We start from the raw sequence: 22,855 nt of genomic DNA, 5'->3' as shown, positions 1-22,855 counted from the left end.
CACCGCGGAGATCACGACCGGCGCGGTCCGGCACAGGGGGTTAGTGATGGCAGCGAGGCCACTCGTCGCCCGCCAGCCGAACGAACGGCTGCAGGCGCTGATCCAGGAAGCCGGATGCTCCAATGCCGGTCTGGCACGCAGGGTCAACATGGTCGGGGCGGAACGCGGCCTCGACCTGCGCTACGACAAGACGTCGGTGGCGCGCTGGCTGCGCGGGCAGCAGCCGCGCGGCCGGGCGCCCGGCGTCATCGCCGAGGCGCTGGGCCGCAAGCTGGGCCGCACGGTCACGATCGACGAGATCGGGATGGCCAACGGCAAGAACCTGGCGTCCGGCGTGGGGCTGCAGTTCGCCCCCACCGTGCTCGGGGCGATCGAGCAGGTCTGCGAGCTGTGGCGCAGCGACGTCGGCCGGCGGGACCTCCTGACCGGCTCGACGGTGGCCGCCTCGGCACTCGTCGAACCCAGCAGGGACTGGCTGATCACCGGAGCGGACGCCCAGGTGGCCCGGCAGGCCGGGGCCCGGGTGGGGCTTCCGGACGTCGAGGCGGTGCGGGCGATGACCCGGGCGCTCACCGGGCTCGACCACCGCTTCGGCGCCGGGCACGTGCGGCCGGTCGTCGTCCACTACCTCAACAGCGTGGTGTCCGGGCTGCTCTCCGGCTCGTACCGGGAGCCGGTGGGGCGGCAGCTGTTCGCCGCGGCGGCGCGGCTCACCGAGCTGGCGGGGTACATGGCCGTCGACACGGGCCAGCCGGGCCTCGCCCAGCGCTACTACATCCAGGCCCTGCGGTTGGCCCAGGCCGCGGGCGACCGGGCTTACGGCGGCTATGTGCTGGCCGCGTCGATGAGCCATCTCGCCGCGGAACTCGGGAACCCGAGGGAGATCGCGCAGCTCGCGCGGGCGGCGCAGGAGGGCGCCCGAGGCCGGGTCACACCCCGTGCGGAGGCGATGTTCCACGCGGCGGAGGCCCGGGGGCACGCCCTGCTCGGAGACGTCCGCACCTGCCAGGAGTCGGCCGGCCGGGCCGTCGCCGCCCTGGACCGGGCGAACCCGGACTCGGGGGACGACCCGCACTGGATCGCCCACTTCGACCAGGCCTACCTCGCCGACGAACTGGCCCACTGCCACCGCGACCTCGGTCAGGCCGACCAGGCTGCCCGCCAGGCGTCGGAATCCCTGGACGGCCATCCCGAGTCCCGCGCGCGGCGCCGCGGGATCGGCCTGGTCCTGCTCGCCACGGCCCGGCTCCAGCAGCGCGAGGTCGAGGAGGCCTGCCGTACGGGCACGCGGGCGATCGAACTCCTCGGCACCCTGCGTTCCAGCCGGGGCACGGGCTATCTGGACGACCTGCATCAGCGGCTGGAGCCGTACGGGTCGGAGCCGTCGGTCCGGGAGTTCGGGGCGAGACTCCAGTTGCAGGCGGCGTGAGACCGTCCGGGCGGTCCCGCCTCCCGGGACCGTCCCGGGACCGTCCACGGACCGTCTCGGTGCCGCAATCCCGGTGACGCCGTTCCGTCCCGGTGGCCCCGTTCCGGTGATCCCGTCCCGGTGGCGCCGTTCCGGTGATCCCGTTCCGTCCCGGTGACGCACTTCCGGTGACGCCGGTCCGGTGGCCCCGGGCCGGTGTTCCGGAAACGGCACCGGAGGGGCCATCCGGGCATCCACGGAAGGCTCTTGAGCCGATAACAGCGTCTCCAACGGCGTTCTTGTTACGGCTGCCACAGGTGTGTGCGGACGCCCTGAGTCACCCGGTAGCGTGAACCGACGATTCCGTAGGTTTAGACGTAGGAGTCCCGGTGACGCACAGCGGACAGGGTGACGAGTCGTGGCATCCCGCCTCGCGGCCCGCGCACGAAGGCGTCGTGCTGCCCGCGGACGGCAGCGAGCCCTTCATCCCCGGAGCCGGCGCACAGCAGCTCGCCTCGGCCGGCGGCACCCCCTGGGAGGTGTCCTGGGGCCCCGGTCAGGGAGCGCAGCCGCTGCCGCAGGAGGAGCCGCCGGGTGCCGGCACTCCGTACGCGCAGCCGGTGTCCGCCCGGATGCAGCCCCCGCAGGCGCCGCGACAGCCCCGGACTCCTTACGGCTACGGCTACGGCCAGACGGGCGGGCAGGCCACCGCGGGGCCCGACGCCGAGGCCACCCAGTTCATCGCGCCGGTGCCCCCGGGCGCCGGTGACGCGACGCAGTTCATCGCGCCGGTTGCGCTGCCGGGGTCCGACGCCGAGGCCACCCAGTTCATCGCGCCGGTGCCCCCGGGCGCCGGTGACGCGACGCAGTTCATCGCGCCGGTGCCGCCCGTATCCGGTGACGCGACCGCCGCGACGCGGTACGGCCCACCCGCCGGCCCCGGACCCGGGGCGCTCCCGCCGGAGAATCCGGCAGGGGCGGTGCCGTTCCCCGGGGCGGGGCGGGCGGGTGCTGCGCCGGGTGCCCCGGCGGCGGACGGGGAAGCGACGCAGTACCTGCCTCCCGTGGCGGACCCGAACGCCTCGCGGCAGCGGATTCCGGCGCCGCCACCCGGCGCACCGTACGGGATCCGGCCGGGAGCACCGGGAGACCGGCAGCCTCCCGCGGAGTTCGACAACCTCTTCCGCAGCGACGCGGGCACGGTCGGCGGGGTGGAGGCGACGCAGCACCTGCCGCCCGTGCGGGAGCCGGCGTACGGGGCCGGGGCCCAGCCGCCCCACCCCTCCCATGCCCCCCACCCCTCCCATGGCCGCCGCGCGGCCCGCCGCTCCGCCGAGCCACGCCCCGGTTCGCGCACCTCCTCTCGGAACCTCTCGCAGAAGTTCTCGCGGAACTCCTCACGGCTGCCGCTGATCGCCGCGGTCGTGGTGGGCTGCGCCGTGCTCGGGCTCGGTGCCGGCGCGCTGATGTTCGGCGGCGGTGACAGCGACGCCGGCCAGGGCACCAACACCACCGTCGCCGCCGCGACTTCGCCCGCGACCGGGGCCGCCGGGGAGGTCGCGGAGGACCCGGTGCGGACGCAGGCCGTGGAACTCGACAAGCTGCTCGCGGACAGCAACGACAGCCGTGCCGCGGTGATCCGATCCGTTGAGTCGATCAAGACCTGCGAGAACCTGGACCAGGCGGCGGCCGACCTCCGGGGCGCGGCGGAGCAGCGCCGCGGGCTCGTGACGCGTCTCCAGGGCCTCTCCGTCGACGAACTCCCGGACAACCAGGCCCTCACCGCGTCCCTGACGAAGGCGTGGGAGGCGTCCGCCTCGGCGGACGACCACTACGCGGCCTGGGCGGGCCAGGCCAAGGAGAAGAAGGGCTGCAAGGACGGCAAGGCGCGCAGCACGGGCCAGACGGCCCAGGGCAACGCCCAGAGCGGCTTGGCGACGAAGGCGAAGCGCGAGGCGGCGGCGCTGTGGAACCGGATCGCGGCGAAGCACGACCTGACGGAGCGCAGCGCGGAGCAGCTCTGAGCCGTGCCGCCGCTACCGGGGGCAGACGCTCTCCCGGGGCGCGCCACGCCGGTGATGTGATGCCGCTGCTGTGAGCCGGTGCCGTGACGCCTGGGCTGTGATGCCGGTGCCGTGGCGCCTGGGCTTTGACGCTGGTGCCGCCCGCATCCGGTGCCGCGACCCCCGTGCCGCGTCCGGCCCGCGATGTTCCGGTTGCGCGTGCCCACGGCGCTCCGGGCACGCGGGCGGCCCCCCGTCTTCGGGGCGCGGGCTGGGGTTCAAGGGGTGTGCGGGCGCGGTGTGTGCGGCGCGGGGCGCGTGCGGCGCGGGGCGTACCTGGACCGCCGGGCCGACCAACCGCCTCGCCCACCACGAGGGCGCACGTACGGTGCGGAGTCCGCGGTGGCAGGAGGGGGCCTACCCGAACACGACGGTGCGGTGGCCGTTGAGGAGGATCCGGTGCTCCGCGTGCCACTTCACGGCGCGGGCCAGCGCCTGGCACTCCACGTCGCGTCCGACGGCGACCAGTTGCTCCGGCGTCACCTCATGGCCGACCCGCTCCACTTCCTGTTCGATGATCGGGCCCTCGTCCAGTTCCGCCGTCACGTAGTGGGCCGTGGCACCGATGAGCTTCACACCGCGCGCGTGCGCCTGGTGGTACGGCTTCGCGCCCTTGAAGCTCGGCAGGAAGGAGTGGTGGATGTTGATGATCCGGCCGCTCAGCCGCTTGCAGAGGTCGTCGGAGAGGACCTGCATATAGCGTGCGAGCACGACGAGTTCGACGTTCTCCTCGTGCACCAGCTCCAGCAGTTCCGCCTCTGCCTGCGGTCTGCTGTCCTTGGTGACGGGGATGTGCCGGAACGGGATGTCGTAGGAGGCGGCGAGTTCCGCGAAGTCGGTGTGGTTGGAGACCACGGCCGCGATGTCGACCGGCAGTGCCCCGATCCGCGACCGGAACAGCAGGTCGTTCAGGCAGTGGCCGAACTTGCTGACCATCAGCACGATGCGCATGCGCTCGTCGGCGCGGTGGATCTGCCAGTCCATGCAGAACGAGTCGCCCACCGCGGTGAAGCTGGCCCGCAGCTTGTCCACGGTCACCGGCTCCTCGGCCGAGAAGTGCACCCGCATGAAGAAAAGGCCGGTGTCCCGGTCTCCGAACTGCTGGCTGTCCTCGATGTTGCAGCCGGTGATGAAGAGGTAGCTGGACACGGCGTGCACGATGCCCTGCCTGTCCGGGCAGGAGAGCGTGAGGACGTACTGGGCGGTCATCCCCGTAGGGTGCCACACCCCGGGGCGGGCGGCGGAGACGCGTCCGTCAGGCGGACCGCCGCGCTTCAGCCCGGGGGCCGGTGATCCGCGTCCGCCGGGGACCGCCGTGGCCTGCGCCCGCCAGCGCCGCCCGCCCGCGCCGCCCGCGCCGCCCGGGGCGGACCGGCGTGCCCGGTGCCGCCCGGTGGACGGGGCGCCGTGGACGGCGGGAGGGACCGCGGGAGGGACCGCGGGAGGGACCGCCGGAGGGACCGCGGTGATCCGCGTCCGTCAGGCGCTACGGGTCAGGATCCGCAGCACTTCCAGGGTGCGCGGCGGGGCGTCGGGGTCCTCCCCGTCGTTCGTCGCGAGCCGTACGTGGGCGTCCCGGGCGGCCCGTACCGCCTCGGTCCAGCCGTGGTGCTCCATGTACGCCGAGACCGGAGCGTCCGCGCCGACCTGGTGCATGATCCGCAGCACCCGCAGCACGGCCACGTCGACCAGCGCGGCCTCTCCGGAGTCCCGGAAGATCGTCCCCACGTACTTCTCGGCGGACCAGTTGTCCAGCCAGGTGTCCTCGACGAGCCGGTAGACGGCGTCGGTGACGTCGCCGTACCCCTCGCGGCCGGCCAGCCAGGCCTCCTGGTGGAAGACGGGGTCGGAGAACATGTGCAGCGCCGAGCGCACATTGGCACGCCAGCGCCACCAGGGCAGGTCGTTGAGCGGCATGTCACCCATGGTGGTGGAGCGACGGCCGCGGCGGGAAGAGTCCATCGACGGTTCACCTCCTGAGCTGGGTTCCGGCGAGTTCCGTGACACGGTCGGCATCGAAGCCCGCGCGGTCCCGATCGTACGTTCTCCGCAGTCCGGCGGTCCCGGCCCCCCGCAATTCACCTTGACGTCACCCTGTGTTGAACCCCCACCACTCCGGCGTTACCCATGGGGCGGAATTGTGCAGGGACATGACCGGTAGGCGACGCTTCTCCCTCCCCCGCCCCTTCAGGACCGCGACCGCCCTCGCCCTGTGCACCGGGGCCGTCGGCGCGTCCCTCGCCGGGTGCGGGGTGCTGCCCGGCGGCTCGACGGGCATCCGGGAGCCGATGACCGTGATGACCTTCGCGCCCGAGGGGACCCGGGCCACGAACATGCCCGGGATGCCCGCCATGGCCCAGGCGTACGCGAAGCACGTCAACGCGAAGGGCGGTGTCGACGGCCACGAGCTGCGCGTGCTGACGTGCAACGAGCAGAACACGACGTCGGGTGCGGCGGCGTGCGCCCGGCGCGCGGTCGCCGAGGGCGCGGTCGCGGTCGTCGGCTCCTACAGCCAGAACGGCAGGGCCTTCATGGCGCCGCTCGAGGCCGCGGGCATTCCGTACATCGGCGGCTACGGGGTGTCCGAGGAGGAGTTCACCAGCTACCTCTCCTATCCCGTCAACGGAGGTCAGGCGGCGCTCCTGGCCGGCAACGGCCGGCAGCTGGCGGACAGCTGCCGGAGGGTGTCACTGGTGCGGCCCGACACGATCGCCGGCGACAACCTGCCGGTGCTGCTGAACACCGGGCTGTCCGAGGGGGACGGGCAGCCCTCCACCGATGTGAAGGCCGCGGAGGACGCCACCGAGTACCTCGAGGAGGCCGCGCGGGCCCGGGAGGAGGCCGGTGACGAGAAGGGCTGCGTCACGGCCGTGCTGGGCGAGCGCACCGCGAACTTCTTCGACTCCTTCCGCCGGCTTCCCGGGGAGGACGGCGAGGGCGTGCGCATCTCCTCCGTCCTCAGTTCCGTCGGTCAGCCGCTGATCGACCGCACGGGCGGCGCGGGCGGGCCCTTCGAGGGCGCGTACATGACCGGCTGGTACCCGGACGCGGGGGACGCGCGCTGGGGCGTGATGCGGCAGGTGATCAAGAACCATGCGTTCGGCGACGACCGGATCGACCCGGCGGACGCGGGGGTTCAGACGACCTGGATCGCGTACACGGTGCTGGAGAGGGTGATCGAGGTGCTCGACCGCGGCACCATCACCCCGGGAGCGGTCGCCCACGCCCTCGACAGCGGGGTCAGCGTGGACACCGGCGGGCTGACGCCCGAGCTGCGCTGGCGCTTCGAGGACATGCTCGGTGTCCCCGGCTTTCCCCGGATCGTGAACCCGCATGTGACCTTCCAGGTCGTCCGGGACGGCCGTCTGGTCGCCGCGCGGCCCGGGTTCGTCGATGTGGCCCGGATGATGGCGGAGGCGCCCATGGCCTGACGGGTCTGACGGGTCTGACGGGTCTGACCGGGGGCGGCCGGCCGGCCGCCCCCGTCGGACCGCTCAGGCGCCGGAGGGGCGGCGAGGGCGCGGCGCGTGGCGGGCCCCTGGAGCCGCGGGGCGCGGAAGGGGGCGCCTTCCGCGCTCTCCGGGGCCGGCGTGGCCGGCTCGGCGAAGGGCCCGGCTACCGCTCGTTCGGTGCCTCGGTGCCTCGGTGCCTCGGTGCCTCGGTGCCTCGGTGCCTCGGTGCCTCGGTGCCTCGGTGCCTCGGGCGCTCGGCCTCGCCGCCCCTCCGGCGCCCGGCGCCTGGCTGTCCGTCCGGTCGCCCGAGGGCTTGGCGTCCGACGGCCGGTCGGCCGAGTGGCCGAGTGGCCTGCTGGCCGGCGGCCGGGGATCAGGGGCCGTCCGGCTCCGAGGTCACGTAGTAGGCGGCGAACGCCTCGAGGATCCGGTCCTCGCCGATCCGGTCGTCCCCGTCCGAGTCCAGCGCGGCGGCCACCGCGGTGCAGTTGTCGGGTTCGACGCCGAGGACTCGGAGCACCCGCTCGGCACCGGCCCGGGTGACTCCGGACCCGGTGCCGTCCTCGTCCGCGATGGCGACGACCGCGTGCAGGAAGGGCCGGGCGATCTCGGCGAAGCGGCGGGGGTTGTCACGCAGGCGCTTCACCGCGCCCGTGACGAATTCCTGGCGCGAGACCCGCTGGTCGCCGTCGACGTCGGCGATGCCCGCCATGCCCTGCCAGAACGCCTCCGCGCCCGAGTACAGGGCCTGCCCCTTGTCGGAGCGTGCGGTCGTGCCGAACTCGGCGAGGAGCGCCGCGGCCGCCTTGCTGAAGTCCGCGCGATCGATGTAGCCGTTGCCGTCCTGGTCGAACTCGGCGAAGCGGTGGGCGATCTTGCGCTCGTATTCTGCGCTGTCCATGCGGGGAGCGTACGGCGTCGGAGCGGTCCGTGCGTCCTGTTACGCGGACAGCGGCCGCGTCTCGCCGTCGGTGGCGGTTGTCACGTCCTCGTACACCTCGAACAGCCGGCGCACTCCCAGGGCGGCGAGCACCCGGTTCACATGCGAGCCCTCGGCCGCTCCGCGGGCGGGCAGGATCAGCCTCAGCCGCCCGCGGCAGGAGTGCAGCAGGCGGCGTGCGGCGATCAGCACGCCCACCCCGCTGGAGTCGCAGAAGACCACGCCGGAGAGGTCGAGTACGAGATCACGGCGTCCGACGGCCACGGCGTCGTGCACCTGCCGCCGGATCTCGGGGGAGCTGACGAGGTCCAGTTCGCCCTGAATGTGCAGTATGGTCCATGGGGTCTGCTCGGTCCGTTCCACCTCGAGTGTCAGGCGCGTCTCTTTCGTCACACCGGTCCCCATCCGGAAGTCGTCGTTCCCTTCAGGCGCTGCTGCCCTGTCCCACCGCGGCGAAACTCTCTACCACGCATGGTCTTCGCGGGGGCGCACTTGCCGCAAAGGGACGTGGGTTTCAGCCGCGTCGCATTACATTCGAGTGGACGACAGGACGAGCAGAAGGCGACGGGGACCGAACAGAGGCTTGGGGGCCGCCTGATGGGCAAGGACGTACCACCCCGCTGGGACCGCAGGATGCAGCAGCGGCTGGCGCGGGGCGAGGCAGCCGCTCTGGGCGAGCTGTACGACCGGTTCGCCTCGCTCGTCCACAGCCAGGCCCACCGGGTGCTCGACGACGAAACCGCCGCCGACCAGGTGACTCGAGAGGTGTTCGGCTACGTGTGGGAGAACCCGGACGCGTACGACCCGAGACAAGGCTCCATGCGCTCATGGGTGGCGCGTCTCACACACAGTCAGGCCATCCACCGGCTGCGGGAGCAGGAGCGCGCGGCCGCCGCGGAGACCGGCGGCTGCGCGGAGGACCTGGAGCAGAAGGTGCGCCGTGCCACGGTGGCCGCCCGCGCGGACTACATCGTGACGTCGATGCCCGCGCCGCTGCGGGCCGCCCTGGAACTGGCGTACCACCAGCGCAGGGACTACCGGCAGACCGCCGCCGACCTCGGGGTGACCGAGGACGAGGCCCGTCGCAGACTGCGGCTCGGCCTGCAACTGCTGGCGACGGCCGGCGCACCCGGCCTGGACGGTGCTCCGCCTCCTGAACCGGAACACCGCTCGTGAGCGGGCCACTCGACGGCGGTCGCGACCACGGCGGCCCCGAGGACCTGCCGGGAGCGGTGCCGCGCATACCCGGGCCGCGTGCGGCGGGGGACGACCTCTCGCCACCGGACGTACTGCCCTCCCCGCCGCCGGAGCCGCCACCCCACCGCGTGCTCAAGTCGCTCCTCGGCGCGTGGGCGCTGGCGGCCTGCTCGGCCGAGGAGACCGCGGCCGTGGAGGAGCACCTCACCGGCTGCGCGCCCTGCGCCGACGAGGCGCTCCGGCTGCGGGACGCCGTCGGGCTGCTGCACACCGACCGCGATCTCGACCTCGATCCGCTGCTGCGATCCCGCGTCCTGGAGAACTGCCTGGGCCGGCGGCCCGCCCGGATCCCGGTACCGGCCTGGGCCGGTGCCTACGACGCGGAGACCGCCCGTCTCGACGCACTGCTGCGGGACATCGGCGACGCGGAGTGGCACGCGCCGGTGCGGCTCAGGTGGTTCGACGGCGAGGAGAAGGTGAGCCGCAGGACCACGGTCGCCGGGGTGATCGGCCATCTGATGTCCACGGACGGACTGGTCGCCTCGGCCCTGGGGCTGGGCGACCCGGCCGGTCCCGACGCGCCCGCCTCGCCGGCCGAGCGCACCGAGTCGCTCTGGGCATCGGGCGAGCGCCCGGCGACACGGTCGGTGCGGGTGCCGTGGCGGGAGCAGAGCCATGCGCTGGTGCGTACGGTGTCCTTCGCCGGGCACGGGGTGGAGCGGCTGTCCGTACCGTACGGGGACTTCGCGCTGCCGTTGCATGACGCGATGCTGGACCGGGCCTTCGAGTGCTGGGTGCACGCGGACGACATCGCCGCCGCGGTGGACTACCCGTACGAGCCCCCGGCCGGCGCGCATCTGCACCGCATGATCGACCTGGCGGCCCGGCTGCTGCCCGCGGCGCTCGCCTCCCGGCGCCGGGCCGGGCTCGCGTCTCCGGCCCGCGGCCTGGTGACGGCGGGCTCACCCGGCCGCTCGCTGCATCTGGAGGTGGAGGGTGCGGGCGGCGGCCACTGGTACATCTCGCTGGACTCGCCCGCCGCGGTGGGCGACCCGGACCACGCGGTCGCCCAGATCGCCCTCGACGCCGTGGAGTTCTGCCGGCTGGTCGCGGGCCATGTGCCACCGGCGGACGCCGCGGCCGGTCAGGAGGGGGACCGTGAGGCCGTCCGGGACGTCCTGTTCGCGGCGGCTTCGCTGTCGCGGCTCTGACGGTTCGGCTCTGACGGTGCGATTCTGAGGGTGCGGTTCCGGTGGGCCGGCTCTGGGGGGTCGGCTCTGACGGTTCGGTCCTGACGGTGCGATTCTGAGGGTGCGGTTCCGGTGGGCCGGCTCTGAGGGGCCGGCTCTGACGGTTCGGTTCTGACGGTTCGGTTCCGGCGGCGGCCGGTGCCGGCGGTCCCGAAGCGGCGACCCGGTTCCGGCGGCGGTCCGGTTGCGAACGGCCCTCGGGAGCGGCGGCTCCGGCGACCCGGTTCCGGCGGCCGCGTCGCCGTTCACCCGGGTCCGGCGGCCGGGTGACGTCCGGGGGCGGCCCGGGGCCTGTCGGCCAGTCCGATGCCGATGCCGGTGGTGCGGCGGCGGCCCCGGCGGCCGCGTCGCCGTTCACCCGGCCCCGGCGGCCGCGTTGCCGTTCATTCGGCGGGGCCCCTCGGGTGGGGCCGGCCGGCGGGGTCTCTCTCTGGGGCCGGCCCGTGGAGTCGGCGTGCGGAGCCGGCCGGTGAAGTCGGCCCGGGGGAGCCGGCCGGGGGAGCTGCCCGGGGAGTCAGCCGGTGGAGAGTGAGATCTCCGTCGCCTTGACCAGAGCGACCGCTGAGCTGCCCGCCGCGAGCCCGAGTTCCTCCAGCGCCTCCCTGGTGATCGCCGCGGTCAGGTGCTGGCCGCCGGCCAGCCTCAGCCGGACGGTGGCCATCGCCTCGCCCGAGGTCACCGATGTGACCGTGCCGGGCAGCTGGTTGCGGATGCTCAGCCCCTCCATGTGCGCCGTCGCCAGCGCCACTTCGCTCGCCTTCACCAGGGCGCTGACCGCCCCACCGGGGAAGATGCCGAGTTCCGTGACGGCGTCGGCGGTCACGGCCGAGGTGATCTCCTCTCCGCTGTCGAGGCGGATCTTCACCGCCGCCATGGCGGGACCGGCGGAGACCGCCATCACGGTGCCGGGCAGCTGGTTGCGGATGCTCAGGCTCATGTCGCGCCGTTCGTCTCGGGGATGTCGTCCACGTCTCGGGGATGTGGTGCACGTCTCTGGGATGTCGTCCACGTCCCGGGGATGTGGTGCACGTCCCGGGGATGTCGTGCACGCCCCTCATGCCGTGTCCGCCCCAGTGAACCGCTCGCGCAGCCTGTACTTGAGCACCTTGCGCAGTGTGTCGTTGCGGGGCAGCGCGTCGACGAGTTCCAGTTGCTCGGGGATCTTGTGTACGGCGAGGCCCGCGCTGCGCAGGTGCTCCGCTATCTCGCCCAGGGTCAGGGGCCGGGCGCCCCCGGGCTGTTCGACCACGGCGCAGACCCGTTCGCCGCGTTCCGCGTCGGGCAGTCCGATCACCGCCGCCTCGCCGACACGGGGATGCTCGTGCAGCAGGTCCTCGATCTCCCTGGCGGAGATGTTCTCGCCCTTGCGGATGATGACGTCCTTGCGGCGCCCGGTCAGCACGAGATGGCCGGAGCCGGTGAGGTGCCCCAGGTCCCCGGTGCGCAGGAAGCCGTCGGCGTCGAAGGCGTCGGCGGTCTGCCCGGGGTCCAGATAGCCCCGGCAGACGGCCTCGCCGCGCAGTCGCACCTCGCCGTCGACGATCCGTATCTCCATGCCGGCGGGCGGCCGTCCCTCGGTCGTCGCCAGGTCCTCCGGGCGGTCGTCCGGCGAACCCATGGTGATCATGGGGGCCTCGGTCATGCCGTAGCCGTGGGTGAGCTGCACACCCATCTCGCGGACGACGGCGTGGTACAGCTCGGGGGGTTTGGGGGCGCCTCCTCCGGCGAGCAGCCGGAGGGTGGGGACGACCGGTCTGCCGGGCCGCCGGCGCTGCTCGGCGAGCAGCATCGAGTAGAAGGCCGTGGACCCGCCGGCGGTGGTGACCCCGTGCCTGCGGTAGGTGCCGAGCGCCTCCGGGAGGGCGAACGTCTCGAAGAGCACGGCCGGGAAGCCGTAGAGCAGCAGCATGACCAGATAGTCCGCGCCGCCGATGTGGGCGAAGGGGAAGGCGATGGAGCCGACGTCGTCCGGTGTCGGCTTCAGCGCGTGGGCGAGGCAGGAGCCGCCCGCGATCAGGGATCGGTCGGTGTGCAGAACGCCCTTGGGGTCGGAGGTGGTACCGGAGGTCCAGTAGATCCAGCGCACCGCGGTGCCGTCGGCGGGTGGCGGGGGCAGCGCGGCGGGGTCGCCGTCGGGGAGGTCCCGGTACGCTCCGAAGACCCCGCGGGCACCGATCCGTCCGGCCATCGCCGTGTGGTCGAAGCCGCGCCAGACGCCCGGCACCGCGAAGAACTCGGCCGCGCAGGCGCCGACGGCGAAGCCGACCTCCCGGTCCCGGTAGAAGGGGATGACCGGGGACTGCACGGCGCCGAGCCTGGCCAGTGCCCCGGTCAGCAGGACCGTCTCGATCCTGGTGGGGAGCTGCCAGGCGACGACCGTGCCGGGCCGCACGCCGCGCGCGTACAGCCCGGCGGCGACCCGTTCGCAGGTTTCGCGCAGTTCACCGAAGGTGAGGGCGCGTTCGTCCTGGATCAGGGCGGTGCGGCCGGGGGTGAGCCGGGCGCGGCGGTCGACGAGCTCCCAGAGCGTGCGGGAGCCGGCCAGGGAGTGTGCGGTGCCGGTCACGGCCGTTCCCTTCTCGCGGGCCCCGCCCCTGTGGCTGACGGAGCGTCAGATTGTGTCGGAAGAGCGTAGGGCCCGCCGCCTTGCCGGTCCAGTGGGGCATGGCTAGCCTGTTAACTGACGGACCGTCAGATTAGCGGTAGTGGGGAACGGAGGGGCCCGATGGAACGGGAACTGCCTCGGATCATCAGCGTCGACGACCATGTGATCGAGCCCGCGCACCTCTTCGAGACCTGGCTGCCGGCGAAGTACCGGGACCGCGGACCCCGGCCGCTCACCACCGGCATCGGCGAGCTGGCGTACGTCGGTGGGAAGTACCGGATCACGATGGACCCCGACGGGCCGCCCGCGGACTGGTGGATCTACGAGGACCTGCGGTTCCCGTACAAGCGCAACATCGCCGCCGCCGGCTTCGACCGCGACGACATGACCCTGGAGGGGATCACCCGCGCCGAGATGCGCCACGGCTGCTGGGACCCCAGGGCCCGGCTGGCGGACATGGACCTCAACCACGTCGAGGCGTCCCTGTGCTTCCCCACCTTCCCCCGCTTCTGCGGCCAGACCTTCGCCGAGGCCCACGACAAGGAGGTCGCGCTCGCCTGCGTCCGCGCCTACAACGACTGGATGGTGGAGGAGTGGTGCGGGGACAGCGGCGGCCGGCTCATCCCCCTGTGCCTCATCCCCCTGTGGGACATCGGACTCGCGGTCGCCGAGGTGCGGCGCAACGCGGCGCGCGGCGTGCGGGCCGTGACCTTCTCGGAGATCCCCACCCACCTGGGGCTGCCGTCGATCCACTCCGGCTACTGGGACCCGTTCTTCGCCGTCTGCCAGGAGACCGGCACGGTCGTCAACATGCACATAGGCTCGTCCTCCCAGATGCCCGCGGCCTCGCCCGACGCGCCCCCCGCCGTCCAGGCGTCGCTGTCCTTCAACAACGCGATGGCCTCGATGACGGACTTCCTCTTCAGCGGCGTGCTGGTGAGGTTCCCCGCGCTCAGGCTGGCCTACAGCGAGGGCCAGATGGGCTGGATCCCCTACGCGCTGGAGCGCGCCGACGACGTGTGGCGGGAGCACCGGGCCTGGGGCGGGGTGCGCGACCTGGTCCCGGAGCCGCCGTCCACGTACTACTACCGGCAGATCTACTGCTGCTTCTTCCGCGACAAGCACGGCGTCGCCTCGCTGGACGTGGTCGGACGCGACAACGCCACCTTCGAGACGGACTACCCGCACGTCGACTCGACCTTCCCGCACACCCGGGAGGTCGCCCTCGACCATGTGAGGGACCTCGACGACGAGACCGTTCGCAAGCTGATGCGCGGCAACGCCATCCGCATGCTCGGCCTGGACCTGGACGCGTAGTGGACCTCGCCCACACCGAGGAGGAGGAGGCCTTCAGGGCCGGGCTGCGCCACTGGCTGAAGGCCGCCCTGCCCGAACTCCCGCCCCGGCCCCCGCCCGGGGACTGGCCTGCGCGCCGCGCCCACGACAGCGCCTGGCAGCGGGCGCTGTACGACGCCGGATACGCCGACGTCCACTGGGACGCCTCCCCGACCCGGCGGCTGATCTTCCTGGAGGAGACCGAGAAGGCCGGCGCCCCCTACGTGGGCGCCAACTTCGTGGGGCTGCTCCACGCCGGCCCCACCATCGCCGCCGAGGGCACTCCCGAGCAGCGCGCCCGCTGGCTGCCGCCGATCCTGCGCGGCGACGAGATCTGGTGCCAGGGCTTCAGCGAGCCGGACGCCGGCTCCGACCTCGCCTCCCTGCGGACCAGGGCCGTACGGGACGGAGACGCCTATGTGGTGACCGGAGCCAAGGTATGGACGTCGCACGCCGAGGTCGCCGACTGGTGCGAACTGCTGGTGCGCACCGACCCGCAGGCACCCCGCCACCGCGGCATCAGCTGGCTGGCGATGCCGATGGACGCGCCCGGCGTCACCGTCCGGCCGCTGCGCACCCTCGCGGGCTCCGCGGAGTTCGCCGAGGTGTTCCTCGACGAGGTGCGGGTGCCGGTGGCGAACCGGGTCGGGGAGGAGAACGACGGCTGGCGGGTCACCATGGTGACCCTGTCCTTCGAGCGCGGCACCGCCTTCGCCGGCGAGGTCGTCGCCTGCCGCCGCGCCCTCGCCGAGCTGGCCCGCACCGCGCGGGAGAACGGCCGCTGGGACGACACCGTCCTGCGACGCCGGCTGGGCAGGCTGAACGCGGAGTTCCGCGCCCTGTGGCGGCTCACCCAGTGGAACGTCGCCGAGGCCGAGGCGACCGGTGGCGTCCCCGGCACCGGCGGCTCGGTCTTCAAGCTCCGCTACTCCGAGGCCCGCCAGGAGCTGTACGACACGGCCGCCGCGGTGCTCGGCCCGGACGCGCTGGACCTGTCCCGCGAGTGGACGCGCGACCGGCTGTCGTCGCTGTCGTACACCATCGCCGCCGGCACCTCGCAGATCCAGCGCAACATCGTCGCCGAGCGGATCCTCGGCCTCCCCAAGGAGCGGTGAGGGCCGTGGGCTTCCAACCGACCGAGGACCAGCGGGCCTTGCGCAGGGGGGTCCGGGAACTGCTGGAGGCCCGCTGCGGGCGGGACGAGCCCCGAGCACGGGGGGCGGGGCTCGACCGGGCGCTGTGGCGGGAGCTGGGCCGGGCCGGGTTCTTCTCGCTGCGACTGCCGGAGGCGCAGGGCGGCGCGGGGCTCGGACTGCCCGAGGCCGCGCTGGTCTTCGAGGAGGCCGGGCGGGTGCTGCTGCCCGGTCCGCTCGTGGCCACGCACCTCGCCGCGGGGGCCGTCCCGGGCGCCGCGGACGGGTCCGCGGTCGTCACCCGGGCCGACGGGGGGCTGGTGCCCTGGCTGGAGGAGGCCGACGTGGTGCTCGGGGACGCCTCGGGCGCCGTGCCCGTACGGTCCGTCGACCCGCTCACGCCCCTGCACCGGTTGCCGCCCGGGCCCCCGGGCGAGCCCGAGCCGGCGGCGGTGCTGCTGACGGCCGCCGAGCAGCTGGGCTCGGCCGGGCGCACCCTCGCCACCGCCGTCCGGTACGCGAAGGAGCGCGAGCAGTTCGGCCGGCCCATCGGCGCCTTCCAGGCGGTCAAGCACCTCTGCGCGGGGATGCTGGTACGCACCGAGCTGGCCCGCGCGGCCGTGTACGCGGCCGCCGTGACCGCCGACCCCGTGGAGATCGCGGGGGCCAAGCTCCTCGCCGACGAGGCCGCCGTCCAGGGCGCCCGGGACTGCCTCCAGGTGCACGGAGGCATGGGCTTCACCTGGGAGGCGGAGGTGCATCTGCACCTGAAACGGGCCTGGGTCCGCGCCGAACTGGGGCAGCCGGCCGCGCGGGCGGAGGAGGCGCTGGCGGCCGCCCTCTGAGCGGCCGGGGGCGGGGGGATGCCGGGGAAGTCGGGGAAGCCGGCGGGGGCGGCGGTCCGGCGGCGTCCGGCTGTGGTCCGGCGGCGGTCCGGCTGTGGTCCGACGGTGGTCCGGCGGTGGAGTGTCGGCGGAGTCTCGGCATGGCGGCGGGATGCCGTCGGTCCGGCGGTGGCGCGCTCGCGGTACGGCGGAGTGCCGGCAGGGCGACATGGCGGCGGGATGGCGGGGCGGCGGGAGGGCGCTGCGTCCGCGGGGCGTTGGCCGGAAGTCGGCGGGGAGGGCACCGGGGTGGTCCGGCGGAGAACCGGGCGGCGTGGGAGCGGTCGTCACCCTGCGTCGATATCGGGTTGTGTCCTTCGTGCGGGCCGTGACGGCCCGGAGTCGGGCTTGCCCTCGGGTACCCTCCGTGGGGTGCGAGACGCGTACTGCCCGGGGGCAGTGACCCCGACGCTCCGACCGGAATCGGACAGGTCCGGCCGGGAGGAACGCGCCGCTCGCACAGGGTGTTCGACTGTTCGCAAGGTGCGCCGCACAGTATGCACCACGGGTACTCCTTCGCGCTGGAATATGCCCGAAGCGCTTGTTGCGGTGACTGTACGTCAACCATGCTGTGTCGCAAGGAAATCACGTTCCGTGATGACTGTGAGGCGCGAGGCGATGTGTCCGCCGGTTCGGATGGTGTGAGCGGTGCAGGTGCTTCAGGTTCAGTTGGAGGTCGGGCCGGATCCCGCGGAGGTGGGGCGGGCCAGGAGATGGGCCCGTTCCCGGCTCGCCGGGTCGGGCATAGGGGACGACGAGCCGCTGGCCGAGACGCTGGTGCTGCTCATCTCCGAACTGGTCACCAACGCGGTGGTCCACACCGGCTGTCCGGCCGTACTGCGGATGCTGTTCGGTCCCGGCGCGGCGCAGGCGGGCACGGTGCGGGTCGAGGTGGCCGACAACTGCGCGAGACCACCGCGGCCGCGCCTGGCGGCCGGTGACGACACCGGCGGCCGCGGTCTGGAGCTCGTCGACGGGCTGGCCGACCGCTGGGGCTGGAAGCACGAGGGCGCGGGCAAGAGCATCTGGTGTGAGGTGGACCGCTGTGCGGAGCCCCATCCGCCGCTGCCGTCCCCGGCGGCCCCCACCGCCCCGGTCATCCCCTCGCCCTCCGGGCTGACGCCGGGGGCGTACACCGTCTGACGCCGGGGCCTGTACCGCCTGAGGGCGGAGGCGCGTACACCGTCTGACGGTGGCGACCTTCCGGTGCGGTGCCGGCTCAGAGCACCGCCACGCCTCCGGGCTGACGCCGGGGGCGTACACCGTCTGACGCCGGGGCCTGTACCGCCTGAGGGCGGAGGCGCGTACACCGTCTGACGGTGCCGACCTTCCGGTGCGGTGCCGGCTCAGAGCACCGCCACCGGTGCGACGGGCGCCCCCGTGCCGCCGGTGAACGGCTCGGGGGTGGCCGACAGCAGGAAGGCGTACCGCCGCTCCTCGGCGCAGACCGCGGAGAGTTCCTCCAGGTCCCAGTTCTGGCCCTGCAACATGCCCATCTCCACCAGGTCCAGCGCGTGCACCGGCAGCCAGAGGTCCTCGATCTCGGGCGGGAAGACCTCGAAGGTGAGGGTGTCGTTCGCGACCGCGGCGGTGTCGCGGGCGTGGAACCACTCGGGGGCGCGGACGGAGAGCCCGGGTGAGGGGTGGGCGTAGGTGTGCCGGTCGCCGCCGAGGTACGTCCGGATCTGACCGGTCCTGACGAGCACGACGTCGCCCGGCCGCACCCGGACCCGGCCGAACTCCTCGGCCTCCTCCAGGTCTTCCGGGGTGACGGCGTGGCCGCCGGGCAGGCGGTCCACGCCCCTGGCGCGTGCCACGTCGAGCAGCACCCCTCGCGAGACGAGGGAGCGAACGGTCCCGATGCCGCTGAATCGGGCCCCCTCGTGGGCGGTGATCCCGTCGGCGGGGCGGCCGTTCCAGATCCTGCCGGAGTGGGAGACATGGGTGAGCGCGTCCCAGTGGGTGGCCGCCTGCAACCCCATCGTCACGGCGTCGTCGCTGGTCGCGACCGTACCCGGCCCGAACAGCTCCTGGTTGATCTGCACCATGGTGTGCAGCGGGTTCACCCTCCCCGGGATCATGCCGGTCTGCACGCCGTCCTGCCGCAGCGGCAGGGCGAGCGGTACGCGCCGGCCCGCGCGCACCGTCGCGGCCGCCGCCCGCACCACCTCGCGCGTGATCAGGTTCAGCGTCCCGATCTCGTCGTCGGCGCCCCAGCGGCCCCAGTTGTTCACCCGTTCGGCCATCTCGTGGAACTGCTCGGGCAGCGGCATCGGTGCCTCCCCGGGGCTTGTGCTCATGCGTCGGACGGACCATAGAATCTAACGACCCGTCAGAAAACTGGAAGGGGTCGGACGTGGGGAACTTCCTGGCAGGCAAAGCCGTCGCCGTGACCGGCGCCGGACGCGGTATCGGCCGCGCCGTGGCCCTCGCGTGCGCCGCCGAGGGGGCCGGGGTCGTCGTCAACGACCACGGTGTCTCGGTCGACGGCGCGGAACCGGCCTCGGACGTCGCCCGGGCGGTGGCCGGGGAGATCGAGGCCGCGGGCGGGGAGGCGGTCGCCGTCGCCGACGACATCTCCACGATGGCGGGCGGACAGCGGGTCGTCGACACCGCGCTCGCCCGGTTCGGGCGCCTCGACGGAGCCGTCTGCGTCGCCGGCATCCTGCGCGAGCGCATGCTCTTCAACATGACCGAGGACGAGTGGGACCCCGTCGTCGCCACCCATCTCAAGGGCACGTTCACCGTCTTCCGCGCGGCCTCCGCGGTCATGCGCGGACAGCGGAGCGGCACCCTCATCGGCTTCACCAGCGGCAACCACCAGGGCTCGGTCGCGCAGGCCAACTACGCGGCGGCCAAGGGCGGCGTCATCTCGCTGGTGCGCAGCGCGGCGCTCGGACTGCACAGGTACGGGGTGACCGCCAACGCGGTCGCACCCGTCGCCAGGACCCGCATGTCGGCCAACGTCCCCATGGAGCTGAAGGAGATCGGGGAGCCGGAGGACGTGGCGGCGCTCGTCGTCTACCTGCTGTCCGAGCGGGCCCGCGCGGAGGGCATCACCGGGCAGGTCTACACGATCGCCGGCCCCAAGATCGCGGTCTGGGCCCAGCCCCGTGAACTGCGGGCCGCCTACGCCGACGGGAGCTGGACGCCGGAGCGGATCGCGGACTTCCTGCCGGGGACGGTCGGCACCGACCCGATGCCGATGCTCGCCCGCCTCGACGCCATGGCGAGGGCGGCCGCCTCGGGCGACCGCCCCAACCGCTGACCGGGGGGCAGGCCGTGGACTTCGCCTTCGGACCCGACGACACCGCATTCCGGCACGAGGCCCGCAGCTGGCTGGAGGACCGTCTCACCGGCGCGTTCGCCGGAACCGCCGGGCAGGACCCGCAGGAGCAGGACTCGCAGGAGCAGGACCCGCAGGAGCAGGGCCGGCAGAGCCGGCAGGGCGGACAGGACCGGCAGAGCCGGCAGAGCCGGCAGAGCCGGCAGGGCGGACAGGGCGGACAGGGCTGGGAGAACAGGGGCGGGCAGGACCGGCAGAGCTGGCAGGACCGGCAGGACCGGCAGGAGCAGGGCGAGCCGACCGGGGACGGGCTTACGGCCGCCCCCGATCGGCTCGCCTGGGAGCGGGAACTCGGTTCCGCCGGCTGGATCGGTCTCGGCTGGGACGCGGACCACGGCAACCGCCGCGCCACCCTCACCCAGCAGGTCGTCTGGGCCGAGGAGTACGCCCGCGCCCGCGCCCCCGCACGGCTCGGCCACATCGGCGAGAACCTGCTCGCCCCGACCCTGATCGCCCACGGCGACAAGGAGCAGCAGGCCCGCCATCTGCCGGGCATCGCCCGCGGCGAGGAGTTCTGGTGCCAGGGCTACAGCGAACCCGGCGCCGGCTCCGACCTGGCGTCCATCCGCACCACGGCCGTCGCGGACGGCCACCGCTACCGGGTCACCGGCCAGAAGATCTGGACGTCGCTGGCCCGGGAGGCCCACTGGTGCTTCGTGCTGGCCCGTACCGAACCCGGCTCCACCCGCCACCGGGGACTGTCGTTCCTGCTCGTGCCGATGGACCAGCCGGGCCGGATCGATGTGCGGCCCATCCGCCAGATGTCCGGTACCAGTGACTTCAACGAGGTCTTCCTGGACGGCGCCGAGGCCGTCGGGACGGTCGGCGGCGAGGGGAACGGCTGGCGGGTCGCGATGGGCCTGCTCGCCCTGGAGCGCGGGGTGTCCACGCTCGCCCAGCAGATCGGCTTCGAGGAGGAGCTGGGACGGGTCGTCCGCGCCGCGGCCGCCGGCGGCGCACTCGGCCACGACCCCGTGCTCCGGGACCGGCTGGTCCGGCAGTGGGCCGAACTTCGCATCATGCGCTGGAACGCGCTGCGCACCCTCGGAGCCACCGGCGACCCGGGCGCGCCGAGTGTCGCGAAACTGCTGTGGGGCGGCTGGCACCGGCGGCTCGGCGAGCTGGCCGTGCAGGTGCGGGGCGCGGCCGCCGCGGCCGGCCCGGGCCCCTGGACGCCGTCGTACGAACTGGACGCGCTGCAAAGGCTGTTCCTGTTCACCCGCGCCGACACGATCTACGGCGGCTCGGACGAGATCCAGCGCACCATCATCGCCGAGCGGGTGCTCGGCCTACCCAGGGAGCCGCGGTGAGAGGTGTCGTCTTCGACGGTGAACGGGCCGAGGTCGCCGACGACCTCGGGATACGCGGGCCGGGCCCGGGCGAGGTGCTGGTCCGCGTCATGGCCGCCGGACTGTGCCACAGCGATCTGTCGGTGCTCGACGGCACCATCCCGTTCCCCGTGCCCGTGGTGCTGGGGCACGAGGGCGCGGGCGTCGTCGAGGCCGTCGGCGCGGGTGTCGCCCATGTCGGGCCGGGCGACCGTGTGTCGCTGTCCACGCTCGCCGGCTGCGGGGCCTGCGCGGAGTGCGGCCGCGGGCGCCCGACGATGTGCCCGGCGTCGATCGGCAGGCCGGGGCGGCCCTTCACCCGCGCCGGGAAGCCGGTGCACCAGTTCGCCGCCACCTCGGCGTTCGCGCAGCGCACTCTGGTCCGGGCCGTCCAGGCGGTACGCATCCCCGACCGCGTCCCGTTCCCCTCCGCGGCGCTGATCGGCTGCGGGGTGCTGACCGGGGTCGGGGCCGTGCTCAACCGCGCCCGGGTGGCCCTCGGGGACACCGTCGTGGTCATCGGTGCCGGCGGCGTCGGGCTGAACGTGCTCCAGGGAGCCCGTCTCGCGGGCGCTTCGGCGATCGTCGCCGTCGACACCAACCCGGCCAAGGAGACGACGGCCCGGCTCTTCGGCGCGACGCACTTCCTCACCTCCGCGGACGCGGTACGGGAGGTGCTGCCGCAGGGGGCGCAGCACGTCTTCGAGTGCGTGGGGCGCCCGGGACTGGTGCGCCGCGCGATCGACCTGCTGGACCGCCACGGCCAGGCGGTCCTGCTCGGCGTGCCGGCCCCGGCCGCGGAGGCCACCTTCCTGCCCGCGTCGATGTTCCTGGACAAGGCCGTACTGGGCTGCCGTTACGGCTCCTCCCGTCCGCAGCACGACATCGCGCTGTACGCCCGGCTGTACGAGGAGGGGCGGCTGCTGCTGGACGAACTGGTCACCAGGACGTACCCGGTCGAGGACTTCGCCAAGGCGGCCGATGACGCGGAGCACGGCCGGGTGGCGCGGGCGGTGCTGACGTTCTGACGCGACGAGGCGGGGTGCCGGGTACGGGCGGGGCCAGTACGGGCGGTGCCGGGTACGGACGGTGCCGTATGCGCGGCGCGAGCGGTTCGGCGTGAACGGTCCGGTGTGGCCCGTGCGCGGCGCGAGCGGTTCGGCGTGAACGGGCCGGTGCCCGGGGCGTCGAGCGCGGTCCGGGCCGGCGCGGTCCGGGTGCACGCGGTCCGAATGCGCGTCGTCGGGAGCGTCCGCCGCACCGTCCTGAACAGAGGCCGGTGCCGCTGCCGGTGCCGGTGCCCGTCCGGCGCGTCGGCGCGCCGGGGGAGGAGGTCCGGGGCGCGGTCAGCGCGCGGTCGTCGCCCGGAACGTCCGCCGGTAGACCGTCGGCGCCACGCCCAGTGCCGCTGTCAGGTGCTGGCGCATCGACTGCGCCGTGCCGAACCCCGAGTCGCGGGCCACCCGGTCCATGGGCAGCCCGGTGGACTCCAGCAGCTGCCGCGCCCGCTCCACGCGCTGCCGGGCCAGCCACCGGCCGGGGCTCACCCCCGTCTCCTCCCGGAAGCGGCGCGTGAAGGTCCGTACCGACATGGACTCCCGGTCGGCCAGGTCACGCAGCCGGATCGGTTCGTGGAGGTGTGCCAGCGCCCAGGCCCTGGCCGCCGACGTGGTCGAGGTGTGCGGCTCGGGCACGGGGCGGCGGACGTACGTCTCCCCCGCCGGGGAGGCGGCCCGCCGTCGCCGTCGCGTCCATCGCGCCTGGTTCGTCGTGGCCGTCGCCTTCGTCACGATCACCGGCGCCGCCGCCTTCCGGTCCCTGCCGGGAATGCTGATCGACCCGTTGCACGAGGAGTTCGCGTGGTGATGCTTCAGGGAACGTGAAGGCGGGTCTTGCGCTCTCTGCCGGTTTCCA

At 73.8% G+C, this 22,855-nt stretch carries 19 protein-coding genes and 2 pseudogenes; 13 read left to right on the top strand and 8 right to left on the bottom strand.

All coding sequences use genetic code 11. The features are described from left to right. Window positions 1–46: 46 nt before the first annotated feature. The gene (locus tag DDQ41_RS13300; protein WP_109297713.1) at window positions 47–1,429 is read left to right on the top strand and encodes a tetratricopeptide repeat protein; all 1,383 of its coding nucleotides are present in this window, start codon (window positions 47–49) and stop codon (window positions 1,427–1,429) included. A 368-nt stretch (window positions 1,430–1,797) separates the two neighbouring features. Next, a complete protein-coding gene (locus DDQ41_RS13295; protein ID WP_262508455.1) occupies window positions 1,798–3,432 on the top strand; it encodes a hypothetical protein in 1,635 nt (544 codons plus the stop codon). A gap of 396 nt (window positions 3,433–3,828) precedes the next feature. Here DDQ41_RS13295 and purU read toward each other — a convergent pair whose 3' ends face one another. Together purU and DDQ41_RS13285 are read right to left on the bottom strand one after the other, a co-directional pair. Then, window positions 3,829–4,680, bottom strand: a complete 852-nt coding sequence (gene purU / locus DDQ41_RS13290; protein WP_109294696.1) for a formyltetrahydrofolate deformylase — start codon at window positions 4,678–4,680, stop codon at window positions 3,829–3,831. Window positions 4,681–4,950: 270 nt separating this feature from the next. Further along, on the bottom strand, window positions 4,951–5,397 hold the full coding sequence (locus DDQ41_RS13285; RefSeq protein ID WP_109297711.1) for an SCO4402 family protein: 447 nt from the start codon (window positions 5,395–5,397) through the stop codon (window positions 4,951–4,953). 224 nt (window positions 5,398–5,621) lie between these two features. Between DDQ41_RS13285 and DDQ41_RS13280 the strand changes: the two genes are divergently transcribed. Further along, window positions 5,622–6,902, top strand: coding sequence for an ABC transporter substrate-binding protein (locus DDQ41_RS13280; RefSeq protein ID WP_109294695.1), 1,281 nt, complete (start codon window positions 5,622–5,624; stop codon window positions 6,900–6,902). 394 nt (window positions 6,903–7,296) lie between these two features. Here the strand turns inward: DDQ41_RS13280 and DDQ41_RS13275 are convergent, their stop codons facing one another. After that, window positions 7,297–7,824, bottom strand: coding sequence for an EF-hand domain-containing protein (locus DDQ41_RS13275; protein ID WP_109294694.1), 528 nt, complete (start codon window positions 7,822–7,824; stop codon window positions 7,297–7,299). A gap of 39 nt (window positions 7,825–7,863) precedes the next feature. After that, the gene (locus DDQ41_RS13270) at window positions 7,864–8,238 is read right to left on the bottom strand and encodes an STAS domain-containing protein (protein WP_109297710.1); all 375 of its coding nucleotides are present in this window, start codon (window positions 8,236–8,238) and stop codon (window positions 7,864–7,866) included. A gap of 222 nt (window positions 8,239–8,460) precedes the next feature. Between DDQ41_RS13270 and DDQ41_RS13265 the strand changes: the two genes are divergently transcribed. Then, on the top strand, window positions 8,461–9,039 hold the full coding sequence (locus DDQ41_RS13265; protein WP_109294693.1) for a sigma-70 family RNA polymerase sigma factor: 579 nt from the start codon (window positions 8,461–8,463) through the stop codon (window positions 9,037–9,039). Beyond that, entirely contained in the window at window positions 9,036–10,271 is a 1,236-nt protein-coding gene (locus tag DDQ41_RS13260; RefSeq protein ID WP_109294692.1) for a maleylpyruvate isomerase N-terminal domain-containing protein, read from the top strand. The genes DDQ41_RS13265 and DDQ41_RS13260 overlap by 4 nt, the downstream gene beginning before the upstream one ends. A 553-nt stretch (window positions 10,272–10,824) precedes the next feature. On the opposite strand, the gene DDQ41_RS13250 is transcribed toward DDQ41_RS13260, so the two are convergent. Continuing rightward, entirely contained in the window at window positions 10,825–11,247 is a 423-nt protein-coding gene (locus tag DDQ41_RS13250) for a TOBE domain-containing protein (protein WP_109294691.1), read from the bottom strand. Between the two features lie 117 nt (window positions 11,248–11,364). Continuing rightward, the gene (locus DDQ41_RS13245) at window positions 11,365–12,876 is read right to left on the bottom strand and encodes a class I adenylate-forming enzyme family protein (RefSeq protein WP_109294690.1); all 1,512 of its coding nucleotides are present in this window, start codon (window positions 12,874–12,876) and stop codon (window positions 11,365–11,367) included. Between the two features lie 159 nt (window positions 12,877–13,035). Between DDQ41_RS13245 and DDQ41_RS13240 the strand changes: the two genes are divergently transcribed. From DDQ41_RS13240 to DDQ41_RS13225, 4 genes are all read left to right on the top strand, one after another. Then, a complete protein-coding gene (locus DDQ41_RS13240; protein ID WP_109294689.1) occupies window positions 13,036–14,232 on the top strand; it encodes an amidohydrolase family protein in 1,197 nt (398 codons plus the stop codon). Continuing rightward, on the top strand, window positions 14,232–15,365 hold the full coding sequence (locus DDQ41_RS13235; protein ID WP_109294688.1) for an acyl-CoA dehydrogenase family protein: 1,134 nt from the start codon (window positions 14,232–14,234) through the stop codon (window positions 15,363–15,365). The genes DDQ41_RS13240 and DDQ41_RS13235 overlap by 1 nt, the downstream gene beginning before the upstream one ends. Before the next feature lie 5 nt (window positions 15,366–15,370). Beyond that, a complete protein-coding gene (locus DDQ41_RS13230) occupies window positions 15,371–16,228 on the top strand; it encodes an acyl-CoA dehydrogenase family protein (protein ID WP_109294687.1) in 858 nt (285 codons plus the stop codon). A 687-nt stretch (window positions 16,229–16,915) separates the two neighbouring features. Next, the gene (locus DDQ41_RS13225) at window positions 16,916–17,410 is read left to right on the top strand and encodes an ATP-binding protein (protein ID WP_172607825.1); all 495 of its coding nucleotides are present in this window, start codon (window positions 16,916–16,918) and stop codon (window positions 17,408–17,410) included. A gap of 203 nt (window positions 17,411–17,613) precedes the next feature. Here DDQ41_RS13225 and DDQ41_RS13220 read toward each other — a convergent pair whose 3' ends face one another. Continuing rightward, the gene (locus tag DDQ41_RS13220) at window positions 17,614–18,540 is read right to left on the bottom strand and encodes a cyclase family protein (RefSeq protein WP_109294685.1); all 927 of its coding nucleotides are present in this window, start codon (window positions 18,538–18,540) and stop codon (window positions 17,614–17,616) included. 83 nt (window positions 18,541–18,623) lie between these two features. Here DDQ41_RS13220 and DDQ41_RS13215 point away from each other — a divergent pair, with 83 nt between their 5' ends. From DDQ41_RS13215 to DDQ41_RS13205, 3 genes are read left to right on the top strand one after another with little or no spacing between them, the layout of a single operon-like run. Next, window positions 18,624–19,535: an SDR family oxidoreductase gene (locus DDQ41_RS13215; RefSeq protein WP_109294684.1), complete on the top strand. Its 912-nt coding sequence runs from the start codon at window positions 18,624–18,626 to the stop codon at window positions 19,533–19,535. 14 nt (window positions 19,536–19,549) lie between these two features. Then, window positions 19,550–20,923 (top strand): acyl-CoA dehydrogenase family protein, encoded by a 1,374-nt coding sequence (locus DDQ41_RS13210; protein ID WP_109294683.1) that lies wholly within the window; start codon window positions 19,550–19,552, stop codon window positions 20,921–20,923. Next, window positions 20,920–21,969: an alcohol dehydrogenase catalytic domain-containing protein gene (locus DDQ41_RS13205; protein ID WP_109294682.1), complete on the top strand. Its 1,050-nt coding sequence runs from the start codon at window positions 20,920–20,922 to the stop codon at window positions 21,967–21,969. The genes DDQ41_RS13210 and DDQ41_RS13205 overlap by 4 nt, the downstream gene beginning before the upstream one ends. 318 nt (window positions 21,970–22,287) lie before the next feature. Here DDQ41_RS13205 and DDQ41_RS13200 read toward each other — a convergent pair. Continuing rightward, window positions 22,288–22,650, bottom strand: a pseudogene (locus tag DDQ41_RS13200) (helix-turn-helix domain-containing protein); the annotation flags it as partial. Here DDQ41_RS13200 and DDQ41_RS13195 point away from each other — a divergent pair. Next, a pseudogene (locus DDQ41_RS13195) lies at window positions 22,619–22,804 on the top strand (MFS transporter); the annotation flags it as partial. The pseudogenes DDQ41_RS13200 and DDQ41_RS13195 overlap by 32 nt on opposite strands. Window positions 22,805–22,855 lie beyond the last annotated feature (51 nt).

Source organism: Streptomyces spongiicola (genome assembly GCF_003122365.1).
GTDB classification, from domain to species: Bacteria; Actinomycetota; Actinomycetes; order Streptomycetales; family Streptomycetaceae; genus Streptomyces; species Streptomyces spongiicola.
Note: the sequence above shows the minus strand (reverse complement) of the source record. Positions and strands in the feature narration are given on the sequence as shown.

Coding starts and splice junctions, on each gene's coding strand:
- DDQ41_RS13280 (WP_109294695.1), top strand. CDS start 5,622: ATGACCGGTAGGCGACGCTTCTCCCTCCCCCGCCCCTTCAGGACCGCG.
- DDQ41_RS13300 (WP_109297713.1), top strand. CDS start 47: ATGGCAGCGAGGCCACTCGTCGCCCGCCAGCCGAACGAACGGCTGCAG.
- DDQ41_RS13275 (WP_109294694.1), bottom strand. CDS start 7,824: ATGGACAGCGCAGAATACGAGCGCAAGATCGCCCACCGCTTCGCCGAG.
- DDQ41_RS13250 (WP_109294691.1), bottom strand. CDS start 11,247: ATGAGCCTGAGCATCCGCAACCAGCTGCCCGGCACCGTGATGGCGGTC.
- DDQ41_RS13285 (WP_109297711.1), bottom strand. CDS start 5,397: ATGGGTGACATGCCGCTCAACGACCTGCCCTGGTGGCGCTGGCGTGCC.
- purU (WP_109294696.1), bottom strand. CDS start 4,680: ATGACCGCCCAGTACGTCCTCACGCTCTCCTGCCCGGACAGGCAGGGC.
- DDQ41_RS13220 (WP_109294685.1), bottom strand. CDS start 18,540: ATGCCGCTGCCCGAGCAGTTCCACGAGATGGCCGAACGGGTGAACAAC.
- DDQ41_RS13240 (WP_109294689.1), top strand. CDS start 13,036: ATGGAACGGGAACTGCCTCGGATCATCAGCGTCGACGACCATGTGATC.
- DDQ41_RS13265 (WP_109294693.1), top strand. CDS start 8,461: ATGGGCAAGGACGTACCACCCCGCTGGGACCGCAGGATGCAGCAGCGG.